This is a genomic window from Vibrio sp. 10N.286.48.B8 (assembly GCF_003050085.1).
In the GTDB taxonomy this organism is placed as follows: Bacteria; Pseudomonadota; Gammaproteobacteria; order Enterobacterales; family Vibrionaceae; genus Vibrio; species Vibrio crassostreae.
Genome location: NZ_PIGD01000002.1, coordinates 1 through 17,890, shown reverse-complemented (window position 1 = coordinate 17,890; position 17,890 = coordinate 1). Strand labels below are relative to the sequence as shown.

Here is a 17,890-nt window from a genome sequence, read left to right as displayed (position 1 = left end):
AGCTCTAAATAGCAGACACAAAAAAGCGGAGCCAAATGGCTCCGCTTTTATCGATAGAATGCAAAAAGAATTACTTCTTAGTAAGCTTCTCTTTAATACGAGCTGACTTACCAGAACGCTCACGTAGGTAGTACAACTTGGCACGACGTACTGCACCACGGCGTTTAACTTCGATGCTATCAACCATTGGAGAGTGAGTTTGGAACGCACGCTCTACGCCTTCACCGTTCGAGATCTTACGAACTGTGAATGCAGAGTGTAGACCACGGTTACGAATAGCGATTACAACGCCTTCGAAAGCCTGTAGACGCTCACGGTCACCTTCTTTTACCTTAACCTGAACTACAACAGTGTCACCTGGTGCGAATTTAGGAAGGTCTGATTTTAGTTGCTCTTCTTCAAGAGCCTTGATGATGTTGCTCATTTGTATAAATTCCTAGAATAAACTGATACTAAATTTAATAGGTTACTGCTTGCTTTTCGTTAAGAGCGTTGCTCTTTAATGAATTCAGCCAGTAATTGTTCCTGTTCGTCAGTCAGAGCTAGGTTTTCCAGGAGCTCTGGTCTTCTTAGCCAAGTTCGGCCCAACGATTGTTTTAATCGCCAGCGACGAATGTCCTTATGGTTTCCAGACTTGAGTACCGATGGCACATCTTTATCGTCTAGCACCTCAGGGCGCGTATAATGGGGACAATCTAGCAAACCATTTGCAAAAGAATCTTCTTCTGCTGAAGCGAAATCTCCAAGTACACCCGGAACAAACCGAGAGACTGAATCAATCAACGTCATGGCTGGCAGTTCGCCACCCGTCATCACAAAATCGCCAATCGACCATTCTTCGTCGACTTCAGATTGAATAATGCGCTCATCTACCCCTTCATAGCGACCACAAATAAGAAGCAAGTTCTCGTTTGTTGCCAACTCTTCAACACCTTTCTGGTCGAGTTTACGACCTTGAGGTGAAAGATAGATTACTTTCGTCTTTCCCGGTGCTGCTTGCTTGGCAGTTTGGATAGCATCGCGCAAAGGCTGAACCATCATTAACATGCCAGGACCACCACCGTAAGGTCTATCATCAACAGTGCGATGTTTATCATGAGTGAAATCGCGAGGATTCCATGTCTCAATAGATAAAAGACCTTTTTTAACCGCTTGACCTGTTACTCCAAAATCAGTAACAGAACGGAACATTTCAGGAAACAGGCTAATAATGCCAACCCACATGTGTTCTCTCGCTCTGTAATTTGGAGTTAGAATCCAGGATCCCAGTCAACTTCGATCCGGCGAGCTTCGCGATCAACTTTCTTGATCACTTGCTCTTCAAGGTACGGTACTAACCGTTCCTTTTGGCCAAAAGCATCTTTAAGATTTGCTTTAATTACTAGAACATCGTTCGAGCCAGTTTCTAATAGGTCAGTGACCTCACCAAGGTCGTAACCTTTAGTGGTAAAAACTTGCATACCGAACAATTCGCGCCAGTAGAATTCATCTTCTGACAATTCAGGTAACGAAGCAGGGTCAATAGCAATTTCAAAGTTAGTCATCAGTTGCGCGTCTTCACGAACATCTAATCCCGCTAGCTTACATACATAACCTTGGCCATGACGTTTCCAGCTCTCAACTTTGTACTCAACCCACTTACCCTTTTGGTTTAAATACCAAGGGCTGTAATCAAATATGCTTTCAGCATTGTCTGTGTAGGAGAACACTTTAAGCCAGCCACGAATACCATAGGTAGACCCAAGTTTACCCATGACAATTCTATTGTTTTGCTCGCTCATAGTTTCTTTACCCTTCATCGACATAAGCTATTTCTCTTTAAAAAAGAATTAAGCCGCTTTTTGAGCGTCTTTAACTAGCTTAGCTACACGATCAGATAGAGATGCGCCTTGACCAACCCAGTGGTTAACACGATCTAGGTCTAGACGTAGACCTTCTTCTTGACCTTGAGCAGTAGGGTTAAAGAAACCTACTTTCTCGATGAAACGGCCAGTTGCAGCGTTACGGCTATCCGCAACTACGATTTGATAAAATGGGCGCTTCTTTGCACCGTGACGTGCCAAACGAATGGTTACCATGTCGTCCTCTTTGCTTTCTTAATAAAATAATTAACCCCAAGTATAAGTAAATAGCTTGGGGTCTCGTGCCAAATTAAAGCCCCGGAATTTTACTCTTATTCCGGGGCAATGCAAGGGCTTTAGCTATTTTTTCACCAACATAGCTGCCGTACACTTTCTGTGACACGGCTAACACTATGAAAAGTAACGTAGCTAAAGCTTACATTTGTAGATTATCGACCAAACGGGTTAAAGCCACCACCCATTCCGCCCATACCTCCACCGCCGCCCATCATGCCTTGCATGTTGCGCATCATGCCTTTCATGCCACCTTTCTGCATTTTCTTCATCATCTTCTGCATTTGGGTGAACTGCTTAAGCATACGGTTTACATCTTGTACCTGTGTACCTGAACCAGCGGCAATACGCTTTTTGCGTGAGCCTTTGATTAGGTCAGGGCGTTGACGCTCTTTCATGGTCATAGAGTTGATGATCGCTTCCATTTGCTTGAACATCTTGTCATCAACTTTATCTTTAACGTTATCTGGTAGCTGAGACATGCCTGGAAGCTTATCCATCATGCCCATCATGCCGCCCATGTTTTGCATCTGACCAAGTTGTTCACGGAAGTCTTCAAGGTCAAAGCCTTTCTTCTCTTTGAACTTCTTAGCCAGTTTCTCTGCTTTCTCGGTATCAACGTTTTTCTGTAGGTCTTCAATAAGAGACAGTACGTCGCCCATACCTAGGATACGAGAAGCAACACGATCTGGGTGGAACGGTTCTAGTGCGTCAGTCTTTTCACCAACACCTAAGAACTTAATCGGTTTGCCTGTGATATGACGAACAGACAGAGCTGCACCACCACGCGCATCACCATCAACTTTAGTCAAGATAACACCGGTTAGTGGTAGCGCATCGCCAAAGGCTTTTGCAGTATTCGCAGCATCTTGACCTGTCATTGCATCAACAACGAACAGTGTCTCTACTGGTTTAATTGCAGTATGAAGCTCTTTGATCTCGCCCATCATCTCTTCATCGATAGCCAAACGACCAGCAGTATCGACAAGTAGCACGTCGTAGAATTTCTTCTTCGCGTGGTCGATTGCAGCGTTTGCAATATCAAGAGGCTTTTGGTCAGCTGAAGATGGGAAAAAGTCTACGCCAACATCGCTTGCTAACGTTTCAAGCTGTTTGATCGCCGCTGGACGGTAAACGTCGGCAGATACAACCAAGACTTTCTTCTTGTCACGCTCAGTTAGAAGCTTAGATAGCTTACCTACCGATGTGGTTTTACCCGCACCTTGTAGACCCGCCATTAAGATAACGGCTGGCGGCTGCGCTGCTAGGTTAAGAGCCTCGTTAGACTCTCCCATCACCGCTTCAAGTTCAGCTTGAACGATCTTAATAAATTCTTGACCAGGCGTTAGAGATTTAGAAACCTCAACACCCACAGCGCCTTCTTTTACGCGCTTAACAAAATCGCGGACAACGGGCAGTGCAACGTCGGCTTCAAGTAGCGCCATACGTACTTCACGCAGCGTCTCTTTAATATTGTCTTCGGTCAGACGACCTTTACCGCTGATGTTCTTCAGCGTTTTGGATAGACGATCCGTTAAATTATCAAACATAGTTTTCTCTTCGCTCAAAACTGCGACTATTACTGTGAGTATACATTAGCGCGGATTAGAGTCATACCCGTTGTAGAGCGTTAATCATCCGTGCTTGTGATGTGAGACATTATTCACTTGGAATTGAATGAGGTTCGCCATAGCCCCAAAGAGCGATGCGAGGTATAATTCGCCAATTAGTAATCATTTAAATGGATACCATGGACAGTCTTATTGCGATCGCAGCAGCCTTTCTTTATACAATGGCGATTTCCACGATCATTCCAGGTCTCGTGCACCAAACAGGAATCCGTGTAAAAACGGTGTTTATCAGCGCATTACTTGCTCTAGCTTTCCATGCTTGGTTGCTTGGCGATTTAATTTTTAATGCCAGTGGTCAAAACCTCAGTATCTTGAACGTTGCTTCATTAATCAGTTTAATCATATCTGTGGTTATGAGCGGCGCTATGCTCAAAACTCGTTTGTGGTTTATCTTGCCCGTCGTTTATAGCTTCGCTGCACTGAACTTGATGGCTGCTACTTTTCTTCCAAGCACCTTCATAAAGCATCTAGAGAATGACCCTAAACTGCTCGTTCATATCTCTTTGGCTCTATTCTCATACGCGACACTGACTATCGGCGCGCTATACGCCCTGCAACTCGCGTGGCTAGATCACAAACTTAAAAAGAAAAAAGCGTTGGTGATCAACCCTAACCTACCTCCTTTAATGATGGTGGAGAGACAGCTTTTCAAGATCATTCTGATTGGTAATGGCTTATTAACGGGTACTTTGTTAACCGGCCTCATCTTCGTACAAGATATGTTTGCTCAAGGAAAAGCGCACAAGGCTGTGCTGTCTTTTATCGCTTGGGTTATCTACTCCATCCTTCTATGGGGTCACTATCAGAAAGGTTGGCGTGGACAAAAAGTCACGTGGTTCGCACTCGCGGGTGCCAGCATGCTCACATTAGCCTACTTCGGTAGTCGCTTCGTTCAGGAAATCATCCTGAACTAGTCTGTAAAATAAAGGCAAGGTCTCACATACCTTGCCTTTAAAATATTGAGTGCAATACATTCAATTGACATCTCGACCATGTTCGGTCATAAATTAATCAAGATACACAAATAGGAAAAGAATAGTTTTGGACGACATATCAACGGGTATCTTATTTGCGCTACTCGCGTGTCTCATTGTAATTTCTGGTTATTTCTCTGGTTCCGAAACGGGCATGATGTCCCTGAACCGCTACCGTTTAAAGCACTTGGCCAATACGGGTCATAAAGGTGCCAAACGTGTAGAAAAACTTCTGAACCGCCCAGACAGATTGATTGGCCTCATTCTTATCGGCAACAATCTCGTCAACATTCTTGCATCTGCGATCGCTACTATTCTTGGTATGCGCATCTACGGGGATATAGGTGTAGCTATCGCTACTGGTACCCTGACTCTCGTGATCCTCGTGTTCGCCGAGGTAACACCAAAAACCATCGCTTCTCTATTTCCTGAACGTGTCTCTTACGCGAGTAGTATCCTTTTGATGATACTGATGAAGGTGCTGTCACCATTGGTGATCTTGGTCAACTTCATTACTAACGGCTTCATTCGTATCTTAGGTGTCAAAGCCAGTCACGATGCGACCGACCACTTAAGCTCAGAAGAGCTTAGAACCGTGGTAAATGAAGCAGGTAGCCTAATTCCTCAACGTCACCAAGATATGTTGGTGTCTATTCTAGATTTAGAGCATGTCACCGTGAACGACATCATGGTGCCACGTAATGAAATTACTGGTATCGACATCAATGACGACTGGAAATCTATCGTTCGCCAGCTGACTCACTCTCCTCATGGCCGCGTGGTGCTGTACCGTGACCAAATAGATGAAGTGGTCGGCATGCTTAGGCTGCGTGAAGCTTACCGTCTGATGCTTGAAAAGAACGAATTCAATAAAGAGACCCTATTGCGTGCAGCGGATGAGATCTACTTTATTCCTGAAGCGACACCACTCAACATTCAGCTACTTAAGTTTCAACGCAATAAGCAGCGTATCGGTTTGATTGTTGATGAATATGGCGATATCAACGGCTTGGTTACCTTGGAAGATATTCTGGAAGAGATCGTTGGTGAGTTTACCACCTCAATTGCGCCAAGTTTATCTGAAGAGATCACACCACAAAGTGATGGTAGCTTCTTAATTGAAGGCAGTGCCAATATCAGAGACATCAACAAAGGCTTGCAGTGGGCACTGCCTACCGATGGCCCTAGAACGCTGAATGGTTTGATATTGGAACACCTTGAAGATATTCCAGAGAGTCACCTGAGTGTTCAGGTTGCCAGCCACCCAATGGAAATCGTTGAACTCGAAGAGAACCGTATCAAGCTGGTGCGTGTGTTCCCACAGATCGTGAACGGCTAACTGAGTTATCACTGAATATCACATAAACAAAAGGCCCGATTCATTGAATCGGGCCTTTTAACATCTAACTCACCACACTCAAGGTGAAAAGTGATTAGTCGATTTTAAGCTCTTGCAGCATAGACTCTGGCAGTGCCAGTTCATCATTCTTGTTTACAGAGATGCCTGCAGCGATGATCGCATTCGCGATCTCTTTCGCTTCATCCAAAGAGTGCATTGCTGCGGTACCACATTGATATTCGTTCAGCTCAGGGATCTTATTCTGGCTCTCAACTTTCAGTACGTCTTGCATCGCTGCCAACCAACCGTCAGCTACTTGTTGCTCTGTAGGCGTACCAATCAAGCTCATGTAGAAACCAGTACGACAGCCCATCGGTGAAATATCGATGATCTCTACATCTGAACCGTTCAATTGATTACGCATGAAACCAGCGTATAAGTGCTCTAGAGTATGGATACCTTTCTCAGATAGGATATCTTTGTTTGGCGCAGTAAAACGCAGGTCAAACACAGTGATGGTATCCCCTTTTGGGGTTTGCATTGTTTTAGCAACACGAACGGCAGGTGCGTTCATGCGTGTGTGATCAACAGTGAAACTATCTAATAAAGGCATTGCTCTTCTCCGTGACGGCTGGCTCTAGAAAAACCAGCTTCGATTGTCTTCTAGTTCTTTGCGGCACTGCTTCAGCTGCCATCCATAATCTTTTGCTTGCTGTTCGACTTTGCGCGCCACCTTAATCAACGATGGCTTGCTGTTGTATGACTTGCGCTTATAACCACCACGGCCTTCATGATAAGCCAGGTATTGGTTATACGGGTCCCACAGTGAGATGCCCAATTGACGACGCGTCTCGCTGGTATACCAACCGATGAACATCAATGCATCATCAAAGTTGGTTCTTGAGCCACCGTTATTGGTCGCCTTTTGGAAGTCTTCCCAAGCAGGATCTTGAGCTTGTGCATAACCGTAGGCACTGCTTACACGGCCCCACGGTATAAAGCCAAGAATGTAATCTTTAGGTGGGCGCGCATCATGACGATAACTACTCTCTTGTTTCACAAAAGCCATCGCAACGTTAATCGGCGTGCCCCACTCTTCTTGCATATCCAAGGCATCTTCATACCATGAAGGGTGCTCTCGAAAGATGCTACACAAATTATCTTGCTGCTTTGGCGGTGGCGTTGCACATCCAACCAATAGGCTAGAGACAACACCAACAGTCACTACAGGTAACCATTGACTACTCACACGAGTAGGCTGACCTAATAAGGCTTGCTTCCTTTCCACCAAAGTCTCGCTATGCTTTTAAATACGAAAAATAATCCGCTAAGAAGCTATCAAAATCTTGAGTGCTTGCTTCTTCACTTTGTTGCTGAGCAGTCACAGAGCGTTGAACTTCTGCTTCCATCAACTCAGCTGAATATACTTTGTATTGGTGTGCTTTGTGCTGCTCTGCATACGTTTTACCTAACGTACAGCCCACTTTACCTAAGCCACCTAACTTCTTAGTCTCTTCTAGCAACTGGCCAGAAATGGTCAGCTCTGGGTTATCAATCCAAGCTTCAAGCGTATCGCAGGTTTCTTGATATGCACGACAACCTTGTTCAGCGTCCATCATCTCGGCAATAGAGCGTAGGTCTTTAAAGACACGCTTCGCCCAATCTTGCAGAGACAATCGCTCACCATGACAACCGATTTGCAGCTCTAAACCAACCTGACGACCTTCTAAGATCACCTTGTTCCAGTTATCGCGCCAGCACTCAAGTTCACAGTTATCCATCTCGGCAGAGTCTGTTAGTACACTCCACGTAAGGAATAGGTCCAAGAAGCGAACTTGCTGCTCATTGATACCAATTGAGCTGAATGGGTTTACGTCCAAAGAACGAACCTCAATGTACTCAACACCAGCACGAGCGAGCGCTTCAGATGGTTTCTCACCACTCTTCGCCACACGCTTAGGACGGATTGGAGCATACAGCTCATTCTCAATTTGCAGTACATTGCTATTGAGTTGACGGTATTCACCATCAACCTTAGTGCCAATCTCAGCGAACTCTTCTGATGGTGTGCGAATCGCTTGATTCAAACCTTCAAGGTATTGGTCTAGGCTGTTGAAACCAATCTTCAATACGCTTTGCGCACTATTAGTGTAACCAAGATCGCTCAGGCGCAGTGCCGTTGCTTTTGGTAGATACAGTGTCTCGCCAATCTTTTCAAAAGGCAGACTTGTCTCCCTTCCTTTGATGAAAGAAGAACATAGCGCAGGTGAAGCACCGAAGAAGTATGGGATTAACCAACCAAAGCGGTAGTAGTTACGAATCAAACCGAAGTAAGCATCTGACTTAGATTCACAACGCGCTTCTTCTGTTTGCTCTCCAAACAGGCTATCCCAAAAGCTTTCTGGGAAAGAGAAGTTGAAATGAACACCAGAGATAATCTGCATCAAGCTACCGTAACGACGTTTTAGGCCTTCACGATATAGCGTCTTCATCTTACCGTTGTTAGAGGTGCCGTATTGCGCTAGTTGAATGTAATCTTCACTGCCAACGTAACAAGGCATAGAAAGCGGCCATAGCTTTTCGCCGTCTAACTTGGTTTGCGTGAAGTGATGGATATCAGACAACTGATTCAAAAGCGTCGGAACATCGTTAGAAACAGGCGTGATAAATTCCAGTAGCGACTCAGAGAAATCGGTCGTTACCCATTCGTTCATCAACGCAGATCCCAAAGCCTCAGGGTGCGGCCCAGTAGCAAGGTGCCCATCTTCCGTGTAGCGTAATGTTTCCCTTTCAACACCACGACCGAATTGAGAGAAGGTCTTAGGGTTGGTTGCAACTTGCTTTAGTCGCGCAGCAAAATCAGTCAAAATTCAGTTCACTTATCTTATATTGTTCTGATTAGAACTATCATAAATTAGGTTGGAGGAGAAAAGTAGAGTCTCTTCCCTCCCCCTTTAATGTGTACTCTAACGAATGATTTCAAGCTCTTCTATTGGAATATCTAACTTTTCTAATTGCGGGCGAAGCGAAGTCGCGTCACCAACAACGATTATTTGATAATCATTCGGGTCGAACCATTTCTTCGATAGCTCGTTTAAGGTCTCTTTTGAAACCGTTTCAACTATCTGATTACGCTGTTGTAGGTAATCTTCATCAAGGCTCAATGCGACAATATTACTCAATAACCCAGCCTTTTGACTTGGCGTTTCGTATTTAAGCGCATCTTGTTGACCGACGGCGAGGCGCATAAATTTCACCTCTTCGTCAGTTAATCCACTTTGACTAAACTCGTTCAACTCATTAATAAACTCTTGAATCGATTGAACCGTCGCATTCGCCCTTACCTGCGCGCTAAATACCACTGCACCCGTTTCTCGAGTACTTGCGAAGTAGCCGCTTGCACCGTAAGTGTAAGCTTTGTCTTCACGTAGGTTCTGGTTGATACGGCTATTGAAGTTACCCGCTAAGTTAAAGTTAGCTAACTGGCTCAAATACAATTCACCCGTCGCATCAAATGGCAGGCCTTTACGCACCAAGCGAACAATGCTTTGCGGCGCACCCGGTTTGTCGACCAAATACAGGTGCTGACCTGAAAGCTCTTTGACGATCTGTGGACGCGTTAGTGGTGCCGCATCGCCTTGCCACTGTTCAAAGAATTGTAGCTGTTTCCCTGCCTCTTTCTTCGAGATGTCTCCCACAACAACAATATTGGCACCTTCTGGTGTGTAATGTTGTGCATAGAATTTTTTCACATCGTCTAGGGTAAGTTTCGACAAAGACGCCTTGGTGCCGTCACTCGCGCGAGCAAAAATACTGTCACCAAACAGTACTTCACGGGTTGCTTGAGACGCCATCCAGCTTGGCTGCTGGTGCTGATACACAACGCCTTCTAGCATCTGTTTCTTAACTCGCTCGAAATCTTGCTCATCGAACTTAGGCTCGAATAGAACCTCTTGCACGATCGCTAAGGTTTGAGACAAGTTTTTCTCTAGTGTCGAGACTGAAATATCCGTGGTGTAGCTGCCCGCGCTAATGCTCACGCTGCTACCAAGTTTATCTAAGGTCGCCTGTAACTCTTCAACGGTTCGTTTGGTCGAGCCTTCTTCCATCATCGAAGCCGTTAGGTTCGCTAGGCCTTCTTGACCTTTGCGAACATAACGCTCGCCCGCTGGAAGTTGAATCTGTAACTGTACGGTCGGTGTTTCACTAGTCACAGTACCAATCAAATCCGTGCCGTTGGCAAAGTGCATGCGGTACAAATCAGGCATCGTTGCTTCAACACCAAAGTTCACTTCTGGCATCACGCTGCGATCAAAAGTGTTCGGTGCTTTTCTGAAATCCAGCTGGTCTTCTGTCACCTTGCTGTATTCAGGCAAAGTACGTGGAGGCGTAGTAAAGGTCGCTTCACGAACCGCTAAATCAAGTTGCTTCTTAGGAACCACACTCAAGGTCACCTTGTGCTTACCTTCGATGAAATCTTGGTAGGCTTTACTTACGCTTTCAGGAGTCACCGCGCGGATTTGATCCAACTGTGATTCAATGCGATCTGGTTGACCGTAGAAGGTTTGGTTAGATGCAAGTTGTGAAACCTTGCCTTTTACACTTTGCAATGCGAAAACGGCATTCGCTTCTGCCATGCCAGTGATCTGGTCTAAACGCTCTTGCTCAACACCTTCTTTCGAAAATTGATCTAAGGTATCCATCAGCTCTTTATTAAGAACCGTCAAATCGCCTTTTTCACCTGAGTTGCCCATCGCATACACATACATGGTACAAGCGAGCTCAGCACAATCATGGAAAGATCCTGCACTGACTGCCTTCTGCGTTTTTACGAGATTTTGATATAGGTAACTGTTGGTACCTGAACCTAACACGTTAGACAGTGCATTCAGTGAAGCTTGGGTCTCTTCACCACGATACGTTGTTGGCCAACCCACAAGCACCATCGGCTGACGAATATTGTCTTCTAAGGTGATGTACTTATCTTCAGTTAAAACAGCAGGTTGCTTCTCTGCCGCCTTCACTTCAGGACCTTGAGGGATTGGGCCAAAGTACTTGTTAACCCACTCTAGCGTGTCATCAACGTCGATATCACCACCGATAGTCAGTACCGCATTATTTGGGCCGTACCAGCGTAGGAAGAACGCCTTAAGGTCATTCACATCAACACGGTCTAGATCTTCCACATAACCAATTGGTTGCCAAGAGTAAGGGTGACCTTCTGGGTAAAGCGCTTCGCCCATGCGTTCCCACATCAAGCCGTAAGGACGATTTTCGTAGCTCTGCGCTCGTTCGTTTTTAACCGTGCCTCTTTGTACCTCAAATTTCTTCTGAGAAACGGCATCTAACAAGAAGCCCATTCGGTCTGATTCTAACCACAACATTTTTTCAAGTTGGTTAGAGGGCACAGTTTCAAAGTAGTTGGTACGGTCACGGTTAGTGGTACCGTTTAACGAACCACCAGCCTCGGTAATGATCTTAAAGTGCTGTTGGTCACCAACATTCTCTGAACCTTGGAACATCATGTGCTCAAAGAAGTGAGCAAAGCCCGACTTGCCTATCTCTTCACGAGCAGAGCCTACGTGGTAAGTCACATCAACATGCACCAACGGATCAGAATCATCAGGGGAAAGAATCACTGTCAGGCCGTTTTCAAGCTGATATTTGGTGTAAGGAATCACCACTTTATCTTTAGAAGGCTTAACCTCTTCTAACAGAGTGACACCTTCAGGTAACGAGGAAAAGAAGGGCGTTGAGCTAGGTACATTGTAAGAACAGCCAGCAATGGCGATAAGAGAAAATGTACCAAGTAAAACCTTTTTCATAGGTTCTCCTTAGAAAAAACCGAAGTAGATAGCAGCAAGTAAGCTATAGCGAGCGGCCTTGCCAATCGCTATCAAAATAACGCTAGGGATGAATTTCATTCTTAGCCAACCAGCTGCCAGACACAAAGGATCACCAATGATCGGTAACCAACTGAATAACAGTGTCCAGTAGCCATAACGGCTTAGCCAAGCCATAGCCTTATGACCATGCTTTTCAGATTGAGTTCGATTAGGCAACCACAAACCAATCCAATAGTTAGTCAGGCCGCCTAAGGTGTTACCTAATGTTGCCACCAGAATAATCGATGAGGTGGAAAAATGGTCTAGGCTCAATGCTGCCACAAGGCTAGCTTCTGAACCACCGGGGAGTAATGTGGCACTCAAGAAGCCACTGATGAAGAGTACCCACAGCGCTGAGTCCGAGAACCACAGCGCGATATTTTCAAAAAGGGAGTTAAAGAATTCTAGCACTGCATATCAACTTTCTTGCATTTTAAGTAGCACCTTGCCTCTGGTGTGTCCGGTTTCAACCTGTAGATGCGCCGACTGCGCCTCGTCTAGCTGGTAGATACCTTGAATTTCTGTTTTGAGTAATCCGACACTAACCATGTAGAGCATAGCGTCCATTTGCTCAGGGGTTGGCTCAACCAACATGCCTGATGCAGTAAAACCTAATAGTGTCGCTTTTTCGCAGATCAACTCAGCAGATAGGGTCGGAACGGTCACCACTCTTGCACCGTCTTTCAGGCACTTCAACGCATCAAGCGCGGTATCGCCACCGACCAAATCAATCAGCACATCAACATCAGAAACTCTTTCCGACGCTGGCGCAAACTTATAGTTAATTGCGTGAGCACCTAACGTCGCAAGGTAATCAAGGTTGGCTTCACTGCAGGTCGTGTAAACCTCGGCTTTTGCGGCTACTGCAATTTGAACCGCAAGGTGACCAACGCCGCCAGCACCCGCTAAGATAAGCACGCGATCGCCTTCTTTCACTTCGGCTTTGTTTAGCGCTTGTGCTGCGGTTTGACTAGCAAGTGGTAATGCCGCTGCCGCTTCTAAGGTGACAGAATCAGGAACCATGCTTAACGCCGCTTCTGGAACACAAACATATTGGCTGTAGCCGCCACCTTGCAGTGGAAAGCCAATAAAGCCCGCCACGTTATCACCAACCGTAAAACGTTCAGCCTGATCGCCTAGCGTGACAATTTGACCCGAAATATCGTATCCCGGTACCCAAGGAAGGTTGTCTTTGTTTTGTGCTGCTGCCCAACCAAGGCCAGCACGGGTTTTCACATCAATCGGATTAATGCCCGAAAAGGAAACTTTAACCACCACTTCTCCAGCCTTAGGCTCAGGAATAGCACTGGTTTGAATACTAAGGTTTTCGACGCCGCCGAATTGAGTAATCGCAATCTGTTTATTTTCCATTTCCACATTTCCTTGATTGATAAAAGCCCTAGTGAGCAAGCACCCTAATTAATAAAAAGAAAGGGATGCGAAAGCATCCCTTTGACTATAAACCATTTAATAAGGCTAAGTTAACCGCTCATTCGTAAATTGACGACCAATTAACGTAACGATACATGACCTAAGTAATCCATTAACCGACTAGCGCTAATAGAATACCCGCCGCAACCGCACTACCAAGTACACCTGCTACGTTCGGGCCCATTGCATGCATCAACAAGAAGTTCTGAGGGTTTGCTTCAAGACCTACCTTGTTCACAACACGTGCCGCCATTGGAACCGCTGATACGCCAGCTGCACCAATCAATGGGTTGATGTCCTCTTTCGAGAAGCGGTTTAGAACCTTCGCCATCAATACACCACCCGCAGTACCAATACTGAACGCGACCGCACCTAAGCCAAGAATACCCAGAGTCTCTAAGTTCAAGAAAGTATCCGCTTGAAGCTTAGAACCAACACCGAGACCAAGGAAAATCGTCACAACGTTAATCAGTTCGTTTTGCGCTGTTTTCGATAGACGATCAACCACACCCGCTTCACGCATCAAGTTACCCAGACAGAACATACCCACTAGAGGTGTTGCTGAAGGTAGGAACAAAATCGTCATCAGTAGTACAGCAAGCGGGAAGAGGATTTTCTCTGCTTTGCTAACGTGACGAAGTTGAGCCATCTTAATCTTACGCTCTTCAGGAGACGTTAACGCCTTCATGATTGGTGGCTGAATAATAGGAACCAATGCCATGTAGCTATAAGCCGCTACTGCAATGGCACCTAAAAGATCCGGAGATAACTTGCTCGCCAAGAAGATCGCAGTTGGGCCATCGGCACCACCAATGATCGCAATTGACGAAGCATCGGCCATCGAGAACTCCATTCCTGGAACATAGTTCAACAAGATCGCGCCAAATAGCGTTGCAAAGATACCGAACTGAGCCGCAGCCCCTAGCCACAATGTTTTAGGGTTCGCAATCAACGCACCGAAGTCCGTCATCGCACCAACACCCATAAAGATCAGCAGTGGGAAAATACCCGTTTCAATACCAATGTAGTAAACGTAGTACAGTAAACCACCGGGATCAGTAAACCCAGCATTTGGGATGTTTGCTAATACAGCACCAAAACCAATCGGTAGTAGAAGTAACGGTTCAAATCCTTTACGAATTGCTAAAAACAACAGCAAGCAACCGACCAGCATCATACAGATCTGGCCGAACTCGAAGTTAGCAATCCCTGTTTCAGACCATAAGGTCATCAATCCTTCCATGGTACTCCCTTACGCTAAGCTTAGTAGTGGAGCGCCTACAGTAACTGCATCGCCTTCTTTAACATTCAGTTCTTGAACGATACCACCACGAGCAGCACGAACTTCCGTTTCCATCTTCATCGCTTCTAGGATAAGCAGAACGTCGCCTTCAGCAACCTCAGCACCCGCCTGAACATTTACTTTGAAGATGTTACCCGCCAATGGGGCTGGAACCGCTTCAGCGTCAGAAGCTGCTACTGGTGCAGTTTGAGCCGCTTGAGTAGGTTTTGCAGATGGCGCTACTGATGTAAGTTCACCTTGTGGGCCAACTTCAACGTCGTAAACTTGACCATCAACCTTCACGCTGTAGCTTTCAATACCACCAGAAGCTTGTACAGGAGCTGCTGCAACTGGAGCCGCAGCTTCTAGCGTTGGTGCAGGTTCAAATGCTTCAGGGTTACGGCGGTTCTTAAGGAACTTAAGACCCACTTGTGGGAAGAGTGCGTAAGTCAGTACATCATCAACCGTATCTTCAGCTAGAGAGATACCTTCTGATTTCGCTTTCTCTAACAGATCCGTCGTTAACGTATCCATTTCAGACTTAAGTAAATCAGCAGGACGACAAGTAATCGGCTCTGCACCATCCAGAACTTTCGCTTGCAGTTCAGCATCCACTTCCGCAGGAGCTTGACCGTATTCACCTTTCAGAAGACCGGCAGTCTCTTTAGTGATGCTCTTGTAGCGTTCACCCGTTAGAACATTAATAACCGCTTGAGTACCGACAATTTGAGAAGTTGGTGTTACCAAAGGAATATAACCAAGCTCTTTACGTACGCGAGGAATCTCTTTAAGAACCTCGTCCATACGATCGGCTGCGCCTTGTTCTTTCAGCTGGCCTTCCATGTTAGTCAACATGCCGCCAGGAACCTGAGCGATCAAGATGCGAGAATCGACGCCTTTTAGCTGCCCTTCCCATTTCGCGTACTTTTTACGTACATCACGGAAATAAGATGCGATTGGTTCAATTTGGTCAAGCTTAAGGTTCGTATCGCGCTCTGTACCTTCTAACATCGCCACAACCGTTTCAGTTGGCGTGTGGCCGTAAGTACAGCTCATTGAAGAGATAGCCGTGTCTAGAATATCGATACCCGCCTCAACGGCCTTAACCGCTGTTGCTGTCGATAGACCGGTTGTCGCGTGGCTATGTAGCGCTAGAGGAACATCACACGATGCTTTAATGCGTGTAATTAACTCTTCCGCTTCATAAGGCTTTAATAAACCTGACATATCTTTGATACATAGTGAATGACAACCTAGGTCTTCTAGACGCTTAGCCAGATCAACCCAAGTATCTGAGTTGTGAACCGGACTGGTTGTGTAAGACAACGTACCTTGAGCATGGCCACCAACGTCGATCGTTGCTTTCACTGCTTTTTCAAAGTTGCGTACGTCATTCATCGCATCAAAGATACGGAATACATCCATGCCGTTTTTATGGGCACGTTCAACAAATTTTTCTACTACATCATCCGCGTAATGACGGTAGCCCAATAGGTTTTGACCACGCAGTAGCATCTGCATTGGTGTGTTTGGCATCGCTTTTTTCAGCTCACGCAAACGCTCCCATGGATCCTCGCCAAGAAAACGGATACACGAATCAAACGTCGCGCCGCCCCAAGTCTCAAGTGACCAGTAACCGACTTTATCCAGTTCTGCTGCAATTGGCAGCATATCTTCGATACGCATACGAGTAGCAAATAGTGACTGGTGCGCGTCACGAAGTACCACATCTGTGATAGCTAGTGGTTTAGACATGCTCATAAACTCCTTTTTAATCCTTTAAATGCTACTTAGCAGTAGACGCACGGTATTGATGAACCGCGGCCGAAATTGCTGCCACTACCTGTGGACTAACAGCTGAAGGGTTTGATTGTGATTTTTGAATTTTTTTAGGTGCTGCGATCGGCTCAGGTACTTCTTCTGGTACCAGTTTTGACATCAACCGAACGAGGTAAACTAGAATAGTTAGGAAAATAAAGACAACGGACATCCCCGTTATCATTAGAGTCGCCGCATCTCCTAGCAGGCTTCCAATATTAGTCATGTTGCTTCCTTTCTTCGTCATCCTGACATACGTACAGGATTTCAGCGAATAGTGATCCCGACCCATGGATTATCTCGATTGGTAAAAGTTTGTCAATTTTGTTTAAGGTTCTGTTACGGATAACGCACACATAAGGTTAATTATTCGCCTATCAGATCACATAAATCTGTCAAATACGTCATTTTTAGATATTTAAACTGTGACTTAAACGGGGCTTTTCTGGGAATTGATATGAGAAAGGTGGAATAACAAAGAAGCAATCAAGAACTACTTTAAATACAACAAGTTAAACAACGAAAAAATTTAACATTGTCGCAACAATTTTACAGCAGACATAAAAAAAGCCTCGTATAAACGAGGCTTTTTTTAATAATGTGGCGCGCTCTGGAGGATTCGAACCTCCGACCGCCTGGTTCGTAGCCAGGTACTCTATCCAGCTGAGCTAAGAGCGCAAGGTTTTAATATCAATTCATTGTTACTAACAACAGATCAATATAAGGGTTTCATTCTTATAAGAAGGTAGCCCTAAATAGTGGCGCGTCCTGGAGGATTCGAACCTCCGACCGCCTGGTTCGTAGCCAGGTACTCTATCCAGCTGAGCTAAGGACGCACAGTTTTCGATATCGGTATTTCCAATATCAGGAGTTCACAAGGAAACCCTAAAGAGTGGCGCGTCCTGGAGGATTCGAACCTCCGACCGCCTGGTTCGTAGCCAGGTACTCTATCCAGCTGAGCTAAGGACGCACGGTTTTGATATCAATTCTCGACGAACGATTTATCAATATCAGGATTCACATTCTTATAAGAACTAAACCCTAAATAGTGGCGCGCTCTGGAGGATTCGAACCTCCGACCGCCTGGTTCGTAGCCAGGTACTCTATCCAGCTGAGCTAAGAGCGCACGGTTTTCGATATCAGTATTCTCAATATCAGGAGTTCACAAGGAAACCCTAAAGAGTGGCGCGTCCTGGAGGATTCGAACCTCCGACCGCCTGGTTCGTAGCCAGGTACTCTATCCAGCTGAGCTAAGGACGCGCAGTTTTCGATATCGGTATTCCCGATATCAGGGGTTCATAAAAGAAACCCTAAATAGTGGCGCGCTCTGGAGGATTCGAACCTCCGACCGCCTGGTTCGTAGCCAGGTACTCTATCCAGCTGAGCTAAGAGCGC

16 protein-coding genes and 6 tRNA genes are annotated in these 17,890 nt (G+C 45.7%); 2 read left to right on the top strand and 20 right to left on the bottom strand.

What is annotated here, in order from left to right; translation table 11 throughout:
• Positions 1-70: 70 nt before the first annotated feature.
• From rplS to ffh, 5 genes are all read right to left on the bottom strand, one after another.
• Positions 71-424 (bottom strand): 50S ribosomal protein L19, encoded by a 354-nt coding sequence (gene rplS, locus CWO08_RS02660; protein WP_004735514.1) that lies wholly within the window; start codon positions 422-424, stop codon positions 71-73.
• 59 nt (positions 425-483) lie between these two features.
• On the bottom strand, positions 484-1,224 hold the full coding sequence (gene trmD, locus CWO08_RS02655) for a tRNA (guanosine(37)-N1)-methyltransferase TrmD (RefSeq protein WP_004735512.1): 741 nt from the start codon (positions 1,222-1,224) through the stop codon (positions 484-486).
• 26 nt (positions 1,225-1,250) lie between these two features.
• Positions 1,251-1,805, bottom strand: coding sequence for a ribosome maturation factor RimM (gene rimM, locus CWO08_RS02650; protein ID WP_004735510.1), 555 nt, complete (start codon positions 1,803-1,805; stop codon positions 1,251-1,253).
• Positions 1,806-1,829: 24 nt separating this feature from the next.
• Positions 1,830-2,078: a 30S ribosomal protein S16 gene (gene rpsP / locus CWO08_RS02645; protein WP_004410028.1), complete on the bottom strand. Its 249-nt coding sequence runs from the start codon at positions 2,076-2,078 to the stop codon at positions 1,830-1,832.
• 212 nt (positions 2,079-2,290) lie between these two features.
• The gene (ffh, locus tag CWO08_RS02640) at positions 2,291-3,685 is read right to left on the bottom strand and encodes a signal recognition particle protein (protein ID WP_010435884.1); all 1,395 of its coding nucleotides are present in this window, start codon (positions 3,683-3,685) and stop codon (positions 2,291-2,293) included.
• 200 nt (positions 3,686-3,885) lie between these two features.
• On the opposite strand from ffh, the gene CWO08_RS02635 reads away from it, so the two are divergent.
• Together CWO08_RS02635 and CWO08_RS02630 are read left to right on the top strand one after the other, a co-directional pair.
• Positions 3,886-4,680: an inner membrane protein YpjD gene (locus CWO08_RS02635; protein WP_019825854.1), complete on the top strand. Its 795-nt coding sequence runs from the start codon at positions 3,886-3,888 to the stop codon at positions 4,678-4,680.
• Between the two features lie 127 nt (positions 4,681-4,807).
• Complete coding sequence (locus CWO08_RS02630) at positions 4,808-6,079, top strand: HlyC/CorC family transporter (protein WP_019825852.1); 1,272 nt, start codon at positions 4,808-4,810, stop codon at positions 6,077-6,079.
• Between the two features lie 94 nt (positions 6,080-6,173).
• On the opposite strand, the gene luxS is transcribed toward CWO08_RS02630, so the two are convergent.
• The 15 genes from luxS to CWO08_RS02555 all read right to left on the bottom strand — a co-directional run bounded on the left by luxS (position 6,174) and on the right by CWO08_RS02555 (position 17,890).
• The gene (luxS, locus tag CWO08_RS02625) at positions 6,174-6,692 is read right to left on the bottom strand and encodes an S-ribosylhomocysteine lyase (protein WP_019825850.1); all 519 of its coding nucleotides are present in this window, start codon (positions 6,690-6,692) and stop codon (positions 6,174-6,176) included.
• 24 nt (positions 6,693-6,716) lie between these two features.
• Entirely contained in the window at positions 6,717-7,367 is a 651-nt protein-coding gene (locus CWO08_RS02620; protein WP_029405685.1) for a hypothetical protein, read from the bottom strand.
• A gap of 10 nt (positions 7,368-7,377) precedes the next feature.
• The gene (gene gshA / locus CWO08_RS02615) at positions 7,378-8,946 is read right to left on the bottom strand and encodes a glutamate--cysteine ligase (protein WP_108019790.1); all 1,569 of its coding nucleotides are present in this window, start codon (positions 8,944-8,946) and stop codon (positions 7,378-7,380) included.
• 99 nt (positions 8,947-9,045) lie between these two features.
• The gene (locus CWO08_RS02610) at positions 9,046-11,904 is read right to left on the bottom strand and encodes a pitrilysin family protein (RefSeq protein ID WP_108019788.1); all 2,859 of its coding nucleotides are present in this window, start codon (positions 11,902-11,904) and stop codon (positions 9,046-9,048) included.
• A gap of 9 nt (positions 11,905-11,913) precedes the next feature.
• Entirely contained in the window at positions 11,914-12,375 is a 462-nt protein-coding gene (locus tag CWO08_RS02605) for a YqaA family protein (RefSeq protein ID WP_048659376.1), read from the bottom strand.
• 6 nt (positions 12,376-12,381) lie between these two features.
• Positions 12,382-13,335 (bottom strand): NADP-dependent oxidoreductase, encoded by a 954-nt coding sequence (locus CWO08_RS02600; protein ID WP_048664500.1) that lies wholly within the window; start codon positions 13,333-13,335, stop codon positions 12,382-12,384.
• A gap of 172 nt (positions 13,336-13,507) precedes the next feature.
• Positions 13,508-14,638 (bottom strand): sodium ion-translocating decarboxylase subunit beta, encoded by a 1,131-nt coding sequence (locus CWO08_RS02595; RefSeq protein WP_019825842.1) that lies wholly within the window; start codon positions 14,636-14,638, stop codon positions 13,508-13,510.
• A gap of 9 nt (positions 14,639-14,647) precedes the next feature.
• Positions 14,648-16,432, bottom strand: coding sequence for a sodium-extruding oxaloacetate decarboxylase subunit alpha (gene oadA / locus CWO08_RS02590; RefSeq protein WP_102433038.1), 1,785 nt, complete (start codon positions 16,430-16,432; stop codon positions 14,648-14,650).
• Positions 16,433-16,463: 31 nt separating this feature from the next.
• A complete protein-coding gene (locus CWO08_RS02585; protein ID WP_004741884.1) occupies positions 16,464-16,721 on the bottom strand; it encodes an oxaloacetate decarboxylase subunit gamma in 258 nt (85 codons plus the stop codon).
• A gap of 375 nt (positions 16,722-17,096) precedes the next feature.
• Positions 17,097-17,173 (bottom strand) — tRNA-Arg (locus tag CWO08_RS02580).
• 81 nt (positions 17,174-17,254) lie between these two features.
• Positions 17,255-17,331: transfer RNA gene (locus CWO08_RS02575), tRNA-Arg, on the bottom strand.
• A gap of 57 nt (positions 17,332-17,388) precedes the next feature.
• Positions 17,389-17,465, bottom strand: a tRNA-Arg gene (locus CWO08_RS02570).
• Positions 17,466-17,544: 79 nt separating this feature from the next.
• A tRNA-Arg gene (locus CWO08_RS02565) sits at positions 17,545-17,621 on the bottom strand.
• 57 nt (positions 17,622-17,678) lie between these two features.
• Positions 17,679-17,755: transfer RNA gene (locus tag CWO08_RS02560), tRNA-Arg, on the bottom strand.
• Between the two features lie 58 nt (positions 17,756-17,813).
• Positions 17,814-17,890 (bottom strand) — tRNA-Arg (locus tag CWO08_RS02555).